12 protein-coding genes are annotated in these 10,842 nt (G+C 65.9%); 5 read left to right on the plus strand and 7 right to left on the minus strand.

The features are described from left to right. Window positions 1-74: 74 nt before the first annotated feature. The gene (locus A3AS_RS0133955) at window positions 75-533 is read right to left on the minus strand and encodes a nucleoside deaminase (RefSeq protein WP_018321939.1); all 459 of its coding nucleotides are present in this window, start codon (window positions 531-533) and stop codon (window positions 75-77) included. A 120-nt stretch (window positions 534-653) separates the two neighbouring features. Between A3AS_RS0133955 and A3AS_RS0133960 the strand changes: the two genes are divergently transcribed. Both A3AS_RS0133960 and rsmD read left to right on the plus strand, forming a co-directional pair. Beyond that, the gene (locus A3AS_RS0133960; protein ID WP_018321940.1) at window positions 654-2,744 is read left to right on the plus strand and encodes a pseudouridine synthase; all 2,091 of its coding nucleotides are present in this window, start codon (window positions 654-656) and stop codon (window positions 2,742-2,744) included. Window positions 2,745-2,919: 175 nt separating this feature from the next. Beyond that, a complete protein-coding gene (gene rsmD, locus A3AS_RS0133965; RefSeq protein WP_018321941.1) occupies window positions 2,920-3,477 on the plus strand; it encodes a 16S rRNA (guanine(966)-N(2))-methyltransferase RsmD in 558 nt (185 codons plus the stop codon). Window positions 3,478-3,689: 212 nt separating this feature from the next. On the opposite strand, the gene mutL is transcribed toward rsmD, so the two are convergent. Then, the gene (gene mutL / locus A3AS_RS0133970) at window positions 3,690-5,504 is read right to left on the minus strand and encodes a DNA mismatch repair endonuclease MutL (RefSeq protein WP_018321942.1); all 1,815 of its coding nucleotides are present in this window, start codon (window positions 5,502-5,504) and stop codon (window positions 3,690-3,692) included. Between the two features lie 240 nt (window positions 5,505-5,744). On the opposite strand from mutL, the gene A3AS_RS0133975 reads away from it, so the two are divergent. Further along, window positions 5,745-6,062, plus strand: a complete 318-nt coding sequence (locus A3AS_RS0133975; protein ID WP_018321943.1) for a ribbon-helix-helix domain-containing protein — start codon at window positions 5,745-5,747, stop codon at window positions 6,060-6,062. Window positions 6,063-6,269: 207 nt separating this feature from the next. Here the strand turns inward: A3AS_RS0133975 and A3AS_RS0133980 are convergent, their stop codons facing one another. Genes A3AS_RS0133980 through A3AS_RS0133995 form a run of 4 tightly spaced genes read right to left on the minus strand, consistent with a single transcriptional unit; the run spans window position 6,270 to window position 9,239 of the window. Next, the gene (locus A3AS_RS0133980; protein ID WP_018321944.1) at window positions 6,270-7,838 is read right to left on the minus strand and encodes a GMC family oxidoreductase; all 1,569 of its coding nucleotides are present in this window, start codon (window positions 7,836-7,838) and stop codon (window positions 6,270-6,272) included. Window positions 7,839-7,868: 30 nt separating this feature from the next. Beyond that, a complete protein-coding gene (locus A3AS_RS0133985; RefSeq protein WP_018321945.1) occupies window positions 7,869-8,417 on the minus strand; it encodes a hypothetical protein in 549 nt (182 codons plus the stop codon). Between the two features lie 39 nt (window positions 8,418-8,456). After that, a complete protein-coding gene (locus A3AS_RS0133990) occupies window positions 8,457-8,852 on the minus strand; it encodes a VOC family protein (RefSeq protein WP_018321946.1) in 396 nt (131 codons plus the stop codon). Next, window positions 8,853-9,239 (minus strand): c-type cytochrome, encoded by a 387-nt coding sequence (locus A3AS_RS0133995; protein ID WP_018321947.1) that lies wholly within the window; start codon window positions 9,237-9,239, stop codon window positions 8,853-8,855. It lies immediately after the preceding gene. 301 nt (window positions 9,240-9,540) lie between these two features. On the opposite strand from A3AS_RS0133995, the gene A3AS_RS0134000 reads away from it, so the two are divergent. Next, a complete protein-coding gene (locus tag A3AS_RS0134000) occupies window positions 9,541-9,849 on the plus strand; it encodes a hypothetical protein (RefSeq protein WP_026202641.1) in 309 nt (102 codons plus the stop codon). A gap of 61 nt (window positions 9,850-9,910) precedes the next feature. Here the strand turns inward: A3AS_RS0134000 and arfB are convergent, their stop codons facing one another. Next, window positions 9,911-10,327, minus strand: coding sequence for an alternative ribosome rescue aminoacyl-tRNA hydrolase ArfB (arfB, locus tag A3AS_RS0134005; protein ID WP_018321949.1), 417 nt, complete (start codon window positions 10,325-10,327; stop codon window positions 9,911-9,913). A 147-nt stretch (window positions 10,328-10,474) separates the two neighbouring features. Between arfB and A3AS_RS45925 the strand changes: the two genes are divergently transcribed. Beyond that, a partial coding sequence (locus A3AS_RS45925) for a transposase (protein WP_084674964.1) occupies window positions 10,475-10,842 on the plus strand: 368 nt, incomplete at its 3' end.

The following is a 10,842-nucleotide window of genomic DNA, read 5'->3' on the forward strand; positions in this document are numbered from 1 at the left end:
AAGCGAAATCCGGGTCTGTCAACGCCGCGACACTGCCCCGGATTGCGCTTCGCTTCATCCGGGCTACGACGGCCCTACCTTCGCTCCCGAAAGAACTCCTTGAGCAGCCGCGCCGCCTCGCTCTCGCCGACCCCGGAATAGACGTCCGGCGCGTGGTGGCAGGTCGGCGAGGCGAAGAACCGCACGCCTGATTCCACCGCGCCGCCCTTGGGGTCGGCGGCGCCGTAATAGAGGCGCCTCACCCTTGCAAACGAGATCGCGCCCGCACACATGGTGCAGGGCTCCAGTGTCACGTAGAGGTCGCAGTCGACGAGGCGCTCGCTGCCGGTCTTCCTGGACGCCTCGCGCAGCGCAACGATTTCGGCATGGCCGGTGGGGTCGCGGTCGGTCAGCGTCCGATTGGCGGCGGTGGCAATGACCTCGTCATTGCGGACCACCACGCAGCCGATCGGAACTTCGCCCGCTTTTCCGGCATTTTCGGCCGCCAGAAGCGCCAAATCCATGAAGGAGGGGGCTTTCAAGCCTCGTATCATCCGAAGAAACCTGCTAGTAGCTGCGCCTTCAGCAGAAGTGCTTACCGGTTTTGCCTGGGCATGCGGCTCGGAACGAGCGCGCACAATGCCTAATGGCCACCCCCTTGAGTGAGATCATTCATGCCTCGCGACAGCGACAAAGACAACGATTCCCGCGGCCGGCGAGGCCCGGCCAAAGGCGGCCGTTCCGGCAAGGCACGCGGCCCCGAGAAGAAGTTCGCCAAGCGCGGTTTTGAGGGCAAGAGCGAGGGCAGGGGCGATCGCGACAGCCGCCCGCCCCGTGGCGACCGCGACAGCCGCCCGCCCCGTGGCGACCGCGACAGCCGCCCGCCCCGCGAGGGTAAACCGTTCCGCCGCCGCGAGGAGGGCGATGCCCCGCGCCGCGACTTTTCCGACCGTCCCCGCTTCAAGCGCGATGACCGCGGCAGCGAGGGTCGTGGCGAGCGCAGCTTCAAGCCGCGCGGCGACCGGCCGTTTTCCGATCGCTCCTCGCGCGATGGCGAGAAGCGGCCGTTCAAGCCGCGTGGTGATCGCCCGTCCTATGGCCGCGACGACCGTCCGCCGCGCAGCCGGGATCGTGACGATTCCCGCCCCGCCGGCCGGTTCGGCGACAAGAAATTCGGTGACAAGCGGCCCTACGCGCCGCGTGGCGATCGTCCGGAACGCAAGTTCGACAGCGAGCGGAAGTTTTCGCGGGGCGGTCCTGATCGCGACCGCGGCGAGCGCGGTGATTCCAAGCCGTGGCAGAAGCGCGACGACCGTCCGCGTGGCGATCGTCCGCCGCGCAAGGATTTTGGCAAAGGCCCGCGCAAGGATTTCGGCGGCCGTGATCGCGGCGAGGACAAGCCCTGGCAAAAGCGCGAAGGCGGCGAGGACCGTCCGCGCTTTTCGCGCTCGCGCGACGATCGCGCATCGGGCGACCGTCCGTTCCGCGAGCGGCCCAAATTCGATCGGCCCCGCGAGGATCGTCCGAAGTTCGATCGGCCCCGCCGCGACGGCGATGGCGACCGCGGCGGGCGTGGCGGCGACCGGCCGAAATTCAATCGTCCGCGCGAGCGCTCGGAAGGCCGTTCCGATTGGCACGAGCATCCGCGCAGCGAAGGCCGTTTCGGTGATCGCCCGCGCCGCGACAACGAGGACGACAGCAGGATTTTCGAGAAGCGTCCGGCCTTCGGCGGCCGCGGCGCCTATCGCGAGCGGGACCGCGATTTCGACCGCCGGCCCCGCCGGGAAGAAGAGCCGAAGCCGAAGAAGGCCGGCGAGCGCATCGCGAAAGCGCTGGCCCGCGCGGGGCTTGCCTCGCGCCGCGATGCCGAGGAAATGGTCACCCAGGGCCGCGTCACCGTCAACGGCCGGGTGATCAACTCGCCGGCGCTCGACATCACAAAGAACGACGTCGTCCTGGTCGATGGCAAGCCGTTGCCGGAGCGCGAGCGCACGCGGCTGTTCCTGTATCACAAGCCGCGCGGACTGATGACCACGCATGACGACCCCGAGGGTCGTCCGACCGTGTTCGACAACCTGCCCGAAGGCCTGCCGCGCCTGATCTCGATCGGCCGGCTCGATTTCAACACCGAAGGCCTGCTGCTGCTGACCAACGACGGCGGGCTCGCGCGCACGCTCGAGCTGCCCGACACCGGCTGGCTGCGCCGCTATCGCGTTCGTGCCCATGGCGACGTCACCCAGGCGCAGCTCGACGAGCTCAAGAACGGCATCGAGGTCGAGGGCGTCAAATACGGTCCGATCGAAGCGACGCTGGAGCGCGATCAGGGCGCCAATGTCTGGCTGGTGTTCGCGATCCGCGAAGGCAAGAACCGCGAGGTGCGCAATGTCTGCGCCCATCTCGGGCTCGAGGTGAATCGCCTGATCCGGGTCTCCTACGGTCCGTTCCAGCTCGGCGAGGTGCCCGAAGGTCAGGTCGAGGAGATCCGCTCGCGCGTGCTGCGCGACCAGCTCGGCGACAAGGTGATCGAGAAGTCGGGTGCGCAGTTCGACGTGCCGCAGAAATCTTCTGCAGGTGATGACGAGAAGAAGCCCACCAGCAAGCGTGCCGTCATCAACGACCGCAAGGGCCGCCGCGTGCTGGTGCAGCGCACCGGCAGCGAGGAGGCGCGCGAGCGCAACGAGGAAGAGGCCAACGGCTACGGCCCGCCGCGCCGTCCCAAGCGCGGCTATCACGGCAAGCGCGACCTGACGCCGCGGGAGGATTGAGAGTGAGGAGCTCTTCGTCGCTCGGCACTCCCTCGTTCCCTCCCCCCTTGTGGGGGAGGGTTAGGGAGGGGGGTACCCCACGAGAGGTCGCTGCTTGTGGCACCCCCTTCCCCAACCCTTCCCCACAAGGGGGAAGGGAGCTCACCTTCCGTTCCTCTACTATTCGAGTCTCATAATGCGCGTCGTCGGCGGTCGTTTGAAGGGGCGCAATCTCGCCTCACCGTCCTCGCGCAACATCCGCCCGACGGCGGACCGCCTGCGCGAGTCCGTCTTCAACATCCTCGTGCACGCCTATGATGATCCCATTGCGGACGCGCGCGTGCTCGATCTCTTCGCCGGTACCGGTGCGCTCGGCATCGAGGCGTCGTCACGCGGCGCGAAGTTCACGCTGTTCGTCGACAATGGCGCCGAGGCGCGGGCGCTGCTGCGCAATAACGTCGAGTCGCTCGGCCTTGGCGGCGTGACCAAAGTGTATCGCCGCGATGCGACCGATCTCGGGCCCGCGCATCCCGTCGAGCCGTTCTCGCTCGCGTTCCTCGATCCGCCCTACGGCAAGGGCTTTGCCGAGAAGGCGCTGGCAAGCTTGCGCGATGGCGGCTGGCTCACGCCCGGCGCGCTGCTGGTGGTCGAGGAGGCCAAGGCCGCGCAGTTCGCGACGCCGGAAGGATACGAGGAATTGGAGCGGCGGGCGTATGACGACACGGAGTTCGTGTTTTTGCGTAGGGCGGATTAGCGAAGCGTAATCCGCCGTCGGCTCGTTCCGCGGGGGTAAAGGCGGCGGGTTACGCTACGCTAACCCGCCCTACGAAGCTCATCGCGCCGAACAGCCTTACTGCCGTAGGGTGGGCAAAGCGGAGCGTGCCCACCACCTGTCTCGATCATGCGCAGATCGTGGGCACGGCGCTTTGCGCCTTTGCCCACCCTACGGCACTCACCACGGCACCGTCACCTTCGCCCGAACAGCTTCTCCACATCGCTGAGCTTCAGCTCGACATAGGTCGGCCGGCCGTGATTGCACTGGCCGGAGTTCGGGGTCTCCTCCATCTCGCGGAGTAGGGCATTCATTTCCTCCGGCCGCAACCTTCGGCCGGCGCGCACCGAACCGTGGCAGGCCATGGTCGCCGCGACATGCATCAGGCGGCGCTCGAGCGGCAGCGCCTCGTCCCACTCGGCCATGTGCTCCGAGAGATCGCGCAAGAGGCCGCCGGCATTGGTCTTGCCGAGCAGCGAGGGCGTCTCGCGCACCGCGACCGCACCGGGGCCGAAGGATTCGATGGCGAGGCCGAACGATGCAAGCTCCTCGCTGCGCTCCAGGAGGCGCTCCACCGTCGCCTCGTCCATCTCGACGATCTCGGGAATGAGGAGGATCTGCCGCTGCACGCCGTTCGCCGCCAGCGAGGCCTTCAGCCGTTCATAGACGATGCGCTCATGCGCGGCGTGCTGGTCGACGATGATCAATCCGTCGCGGGTCTGCGAGACGATATAGGTCTCGTGGATCTGCGTGCGCGCCGCGCCAAGCGGACGATCGATGAGGTCAGCGACCGGTTGCGTCTCGAATCGCACGTCCGCGCTGGGCGCACCGACGTCGAAGGCGGCTTGCGCGCGCTCGGCGAAAGCGGGTGCGGCCGATCCTTCGAATGACGGGATCGGCACGACTGGGGCGGATGGCGAGGCCCGCCAGTCCCAGCTTGCGGGACGCGGCGGCGTGAAAGCCGGCCGGAACGCGGACAGCGCGCTCTCGCCACTGTTGGCCGCCGTGCGTCGGCCCTCCCGCGCGAGCCCCTCTTTCAATCCGTGCACGATCAGCGCGCGGACCAGGCCGGCGTTGCGGAAGCGCACTTCGGTCTTGGCCGGATGGACGTTGGCATCGACCTCGCGTGGGTCCAGCGTAACGAACAGCGCCAGCACGGGATGCCGGTCGCGTGGGAGATAGTCGGCATAGGCTCCGCGCACCGCCCCCAGGATCAGCTTGTCGCGGACCGGGCGGCCGTTGACGAAGAGATATTGCCCGAGCGCATTGGCCTTGGTCAGCGCAGGTGCAGCGGCATAGCCGGCGACGACGACGCCCTCGCGCTCGGCATGGACCTCGAAGGCATGGCTGCGAAACTCAGCGCCCAGGATGTCGCCGAGCCGCGTCAGGCGGCCGGCGGCGCCGGGCAGCGCGGCAGCCCAGGTCACCGGTGCGCGCTCCTCGCCCGCCAGCGTGAAGGCGATATCGGGCCGCGCCATCGCGAGGCGCCGCACCACCTCGCGGATGGCTTCCGCCTCGGTGCGGTCGGTCTTCAGGAATTTCAGCCGGGCCGGCGTCGCATAGAAGAGGTCGCCAACCTCGACGCGGGTGCCATGTGCCAGCGCCGCCGGCATGATCTCGGACTTCTCGCCGCCCTCGACCGTGAGCGCCCAGGCGTGCGGCTCACTCGCATGCCGGGTGGTGATGGACAGTCGTGCCACCGAGCCGATCGAGGGCAGCGCCTCGCCGCGGAACCCGAGCGTGCGGATCTGGAGCAGATCCTCGTCGTCAAGCTTGGAGGTGGCGTGGCGCTCGACCGCGATCGCGAGGTCTTTCGCGGTCATGCCGCCGCCGTCGTCGGTGATGCCGATCCGGCGCCGCCCGCCGCCATCGGTGAAGACGTCGATCCGGCTCGCGCCGGCATCGATCGCGTTCTCGACGAGCTCCTTGACCACGCTCGCCGGACGCTCGACCACCTCGCCGGCGGCGATGCGGTTGACGACCTGTTCTGGAAGCTGGCGGACGGGCATGAGATTCTGATCTGGATTCGCGGACAGCGCTATTCTAGGCCGTGTTGCGTCAAAAGCATGTGTTGAGCAACAGCCGTGTGGCCGCCTGGGGAAGAGGGCTACCTATCGCATTGAAGACATTGAGCGTTCGAGAAAATTGCGCAGGCCGGGACCTGCCGACATCCGTCGACGGTCCGGATTGTGAGGCGCCGGGCAGCGGTGTAGCATCGTGAAAAAATGGCAACAGGACGGGAGGACGCCATGTGCCATCTCTTCGCGCATCAGCCCCAACGCGATTACGAATCCCAGACCCGTTCTTTAAGGATCGATGGTCATTGCACCTCGATCCGGCTGGAAATGGCGTTCTGGGACACGCTGGAGGAGATCGCGGCCAGGGAGGCCATGAGCCTCGGCAAGTTCCTGACGACGCTCTACAACGAGGTGCTCGACCATCACGGCGAGGTCAACAATTTCGCCTCGCTGCTGCGCTGCTCGTGTCTGATCTATCGCTCGAAGAGCATGGCGACGGTGCCGGAGTTCAAGGCCACGGTGGCGCCGATTCTCGATGCGGCGGAATAGTCGCCCCACTCTCGGCGTCGTCCCGGCGAAAGCCGGGACCCATACCGCGTGATCTATCGATTGCGGAAGGTCGGAGTACCGAACTGCCAATTTCCGCCAAACTGCTCCCTGTGGTTATGGGTCCCGGCGTTCGCCGGGACGACACCTGAGTGTGGATATGCAATCCTGCCTCAATGCCGTCCCGGTGCACGCGACGCCAACGTACGATCAAATCTCCTTCTTCTGCATCGCGCCGGCGATGTAGTCCGCCTGCCGGATCGCCAGCGCGACGATGGTCAGCGTCGGGTTGCACGCCGCGCCGCTGGTGAACTGGCTGCCGTCCGAGACGAACAGGTTCTTGACGTCGTGGCTCTGTCCGAACTTGTTGACCACGCCGTCGCGCGGCTTCTCGCTCATCCGGTTAGTGCCGAGATTGTGGGTGCTCGGATAGGGCGGCGTCGGATAGGTCACGGTGGCGCCGACGGCGTCGTAGACCGCAGCGCCCTGTTTGTAGGCGTGCGCGCGCATCGCGAGATCGTTGGGATGATCGTCGAAATGCACACTCGCGACCGGCTGCCCGAACTTGTCCTTCACGCGAGGGTCGAGCGTGATGCGGTTGGTCTCCTGCGGCATGTCCTCGCCGACCAGCCACATGCCGGCCATCCTGGGATAACCGTCGAGCGCCGCGGTGAATGGACGGCCCCAGGCGCCGGGATTGAGGAACGCCGCCATGAACGGCAGCCCGATCGATAGCGTCTCCATCTCGTAGCCGCCGACGAAGCCGCGCTTCGGGTTGTTGGCGGCTTCATCGCGGATGATGCCGGCCATGGTCGTGCCGCGATACATGTGCACCGACTTCTCGAACACGGCATAGACGCTGCCGGTCATGTGCCTCATGTAGTTGCGGCCGACCTGGCCCGATGAATTGCCAAGGCCGTCGGGGAACATGGTCGAGGCGCTGTTGAGCAGCAGCCGCGGGCTCTCGATCGAGTTGCCGGCGACTGCGACGATGCGCGCCTTCTGGCGCTGCATCGCGCCGCTCTCGTCGGCGTAGACCACGCCGGTCACCTTGCCGCCGGCATCATGCTCGATCTTGATCGCCATGCTGCTCGGTCGCACTTCGAGATTGCCGGTCGCCTCGCCCTTCGGGATCTCGGTGTAGAGCGTCGACCATTTCGCGCCGGATTTGCAGCCCTGGAAGCAGAAGCCGATCTGCTGGCAGGCGCCCCGGCCGTCGCGCGGCTGGCTGTTGATCGCCATATTGCCGGTGTGCACCGTCTTGTAGCCGAGCTTCCTGGCGCCGGCTTCCAGCACCTTGAAATTATTGTTGCCGGGAAGGCCGGGAATGCCGTTGGTGCGGGTCACGCCCATCTTGTTCTCGGCCTTGGCGTACCACGGCTCCATCTCGGCGAGCGTGACCGGCCAGTCCAGGAGGTTGGCGCCGGGAAGGTTGCCGTAGGTGCTCTTCACCCTGAACTCGTGCTCGTCGAAGCGCAGCGAGGCGCCGGCCCAATGGGTCGTCGAGCCGCCGACCGCCTTGACGATCCAGGCGGGAAGGCCGGAAAAATCCTTGGCGACGCGCCACGTGCCCGACGTGGTGCGCGCATCGGTCCAGGCAAGCTGGGAAAAACTCTCCCACTCGTCGTTGACGAAGTCGTGGTTCTCGATGCGGGGACCCGCTTCGAGAATGACCACCTTGACGCCCTTCTGCGCGAGCTCGTTGCCCAGCGTGCCGCCGCCGGCACCGGAGCCGACGATCACCACAACGCTAGAGTCGTTCAGATCGAATTTTGCCATATGCGTTCTCCTGAACCGTTGGGGTGGGTCTCAAGCCTTCGGCAGCCAGTCGATGTCGGCGAAGCCACGGTTGATGTAGCCGCCGTGCTCGGCGGAGGAGCCCTCGTAGCCGAACCGCGGCCAGACCTCTTTCTGGTTGTAGAGCGACACGATGAGGTCGCCGCGCACCTTCTGGAAGAAGTCGCTTCCCTCGATCTCCTTCAAGAGCACCACACGGTCGGCTTCCCATGGCACTTCGACATAGGGCACCTTGTGGCGATCCCGTGCATTCTGATCGAGCCGCGTGATGCCGTCGCTGATCAGCGACTTGACGGCGGGATCCTTCGCCGCCTTGCCGTCCCACGGCTTGACCGCGGTGATGTAGTAGCTGTCGCCGAGCACGTCGTGCGGATAGATGTCGCGCGCGACTTTCAGCAGTGTCTTCATCGTCGCGGGCGAGAGTGCGCTGGCATCATCGGCCCACGCATCTTCGATGCTCACACTGACGCTGGTCGCGACGGCTACGACCGGCACGGCGGTCGCTGCGCCCTTGAGAAAGACGCGGCGGCTGTGCTTGCTTCGACGATCGACTTCTCTCATGGCATTCCTCCGTGGATTTTTATGATTTGGACCTTTGTGTCAGCCGAACCGTCCGCCCCGCTGGATCACCTCGATCTTGTAGCCATCGGGATCGCTGACGAAGAAGAAGCGCGCCAGCGTCCTGCCGTCGTGCTTGAAATCGCGTAAGGGCCCCGGCGCGAGCTTCTCGCGCTCGAAGCGGGCATGCTCGGCCTCGAGATCCTCGACCACGACGGCGAGATGGCCGTAGCCGTCGCCGAGCTGGTATGGCTCCTTGCGATCGAAATTCACCGTCAGCTCGACCTCGAAAGGTGAGGAGGGATGACGCAGATAGATCAGGGCAAAGTCCGCGAATTTCAGATGGTCGGCGACTTCGAGGCCGAAGGCTCGCCGGTAGAAGTCGAGCGAGCGCGCCTCGTCGAGCACGCGGATCATGGAATGGACCGGCTTTGCCACTTAGTTCTGCTCCTTCAGGTAAGTGATGATGGCGGCGCGCGTCTCCGGCTTGCCTTGCCGGTAGGCCATGACGACGCCGGGAATGACGCCTTGCGGATTGGTCAGCCAGGCGTCGAGCCGGGCTTCGTCCCAGGTGAAATCTGCGTTGGCGAGGCCTTGCGAATACCGAAAGCCTTCGACCTTGCCGGCGGGCTGGCCCACGACCTTGAGCAGCGGCGGTCCCTGGCGCGCCGGCTCCGACAGGTTCGTGGTGTGGCACGCCGCGCATTGTTGCTTGAAGAGTGTCGCACCGTCCGGCGGCTTTGCGGCCGGCAAAGGCGTCTGTGCGTCGGCAACCCGCACCACCAGCACCATCGCGGTGCACAATCCCAGCACGAACGCGCGCATCGTCTAGAGCCGCCCATCGACATCAACCTGCGCAAACTCTAGGCGGCGTCAGATGCGCGGTGGTAGTAGCGGGCTGTTTCGTTGCGCGCGGAGATGCTCGTGATGCGCAGTGTTCCGCGCTGCCTTATATGCGGAGCACAATTCCGCGAAACCGCCGTCAAATCCCTAAACGATCACCACACCATGCGCATTGCATGACGATTGCGCCGCTTGAACTCTCGACGCGATGCAATGGCCCGGTGCAGATCAGCGGCGTGTGCGCCGCCGAGCCATTCGTCGCGAAACAATCCAGGAGAAATGGATGAAGTTGGTGAAGACCTCGATGATCGCATGCGCTCTGTCGGCTCTCATTGCGACGCCCGTTCTCGCGCAAAGCGCGCCCCCCACCGCCAAACCGGGCGGCACCGTGCAGAGCAAACCCATGCAAGGCAGCACGATGGGCAGCGGCGACGAGGAGATGAATGCTCAGCCGGGCGCGGCGGGCGAGAAGACCGGCATGAAATCGACCAAAGGCACCAGGGGTACGGTCGGCACCACGGGTAGCGCTGCGCACAAGGGAACGGCCGACGATGCCACGACAGGCGGCGCAGCCCCTTCCAAGCGTTACTAGTCTCGCCGGTGAAACGGCAAAACTCCGGTCGCCCCGCGGCCGGAGTTTTTTGCCGCGCTAATTAGTCGTCGAAGCGCCCGCCGCGTCCGGCCTTGACGTCGCTGCGGCGCTTCTTGCCCTCGAGCCGGCGTTGCTTTGAGCCAAAAGTCGGCTTTGTCGCCCGCCGCGGTTTTGGCCGCACCATGGCTTCGCGCAGCATCTCCGTGAGGCGGTCGATGGCATCCTGGCGGTTGCGCTCCTGGGTGCGGAAGCGCTGCGCCTGGATCACGATCACGCCGTCCTTGGTCATGCGCTGACCGGCGAGGCGGGCGAGCCGGATCGCCGCATCCTCCGGCAGGGTCAGCTTGCGCGCGTCGAAGCGCAACTGCGCCGAGGTCGCGACCTTGTTGACGTTCTGCCCGCCCGGGCCGGAGGCGCGGACAAAGCCGATCTCGATGTCGTCCTCGTCGATGACGAGATCGCGGGATATCCGCAGCATGATGGCACCATTCGTGATGTCCGGACATATCGCGGACGTCTGCGTTGGGCAATGGTGCTTGGTGGAAACGCAAATGGCCGGGCGAGCCGTCTCCCTCCGGTGAGGGCCGTCTTGCCGGGTTAAGAGGAGTGCTGTGTAACAGCCCTTATGGACAGTAATAAGTTCAGTGCACGGATTGAACGGTTCGAGGTTGTCGAGACTGGCCGTCGCCGTCGCTGGACGGATGACGAGAAACCTAAGATCGTTCTGGAGAGTTTGCAGGCACCGCGCGCGGTCTCGTCGACAGCACGACGATACGGCATCTCGCGCTCGCTGCTGCTGACTTGGCGACGATCGTTTGGGACGCAGACGAACGAACGACCTCAGCCAGCCTTTGTGCCGGCGATGGTGATGCCGGACCAACCGCCGGTGCCGCCAGTAGCTTTGGCGGGGCCAGCGGGCGGACGCATGGAGATTGTCGTCGGCAAGGCCTGTCGCGTGATCGTGGACGCCAGCGTTGATATGACCGCGTTGTC

Origin of the sequence: Bradyrhizobium sp. WSM2793, from assembly GCF_000379585.1 — a bacterium.
Classification (GTDB): domain Bacteria; phylum Pseudomonadota; class Alphaproteobacteria; order Rhizobiales; family Xanthobacteraceae; genus Bradyrhizobium.

Excerpts from the sequence above, each read along its gene's own strand:
- A3AS_RS0133995 (WP_018321947.1), bottom strand. The coding sequence starts at position 9,239 with ATGCGCGCGTTCGTGCTGGGATTGTGCACCGCGATGGTGCTGGTGGTG.
- rsmD (WP_018321941.1), top strand. The coding sequence starts at position 2,920 with ATGCGCGTCGTCGGCGGTCGTTTGAAGGGGCGCAATCTCGCCTCACCG.
- A3AS_RS0133960 (WP_018321940.1), top strand. The coding sequence starts at position 654 with ATGCCTCGCGACAGCGACAAAGACAACGATTCCCGCGGCCGGCGAGGC.
- mutL (WP_018321942.1), bottom strand. The coding sequence starts at position 5,504 with ATGCCCGTCCGCCAGCTTCCAGAACAGGTCGTCAACCGCATCGCCGCC.
- A3AS_RS0133980 (WP_018321944.1), bottom strand. The coding sequence starts at position 7,838 with ATGGCAAAATTCGATCTGAACGACTCTAGCGTTGTGGTGATCGTCGGC.
- A3AS_RS0133955 (WP_018321939.1), bottom strand. The coding sequence starts at position 533 with ATGATACGAGGCTTGAAAGCCCCCTCCTTCATGGATTTGGCGCTTCTG.
- A3AS_RS0133975 (WP_018321943.1), top strand. The coding sequence starts at position 5,745 with ATGTGCCATCTCTTCGCGCATCAGCCCCAACGCGATTACGAATCCCAG.
- A3AS_RS0133985 (WP_018321945.1), bottom strand. The coding sequence starts at position 8,417 with ATGAGAGAAGTCGATCGTCGAAGCAAGCACAGCCGCCGCGTCTTTCTC.
- A3AS_RS0134000 (WP_026202641.1), top strand. The coding sequence starts at position 9,541 with ATGAAGTTGGTGAAGACCTCGATGATCGCATGCGCTCTGTCGGCTCTC.
- arfB (WP_018321949.1), bottom strand. The coding sequence starts at position 10,327 with ATGCTGCGGATATCCCGCGATCTCGTCATCGACGAGGACGACATCGAG.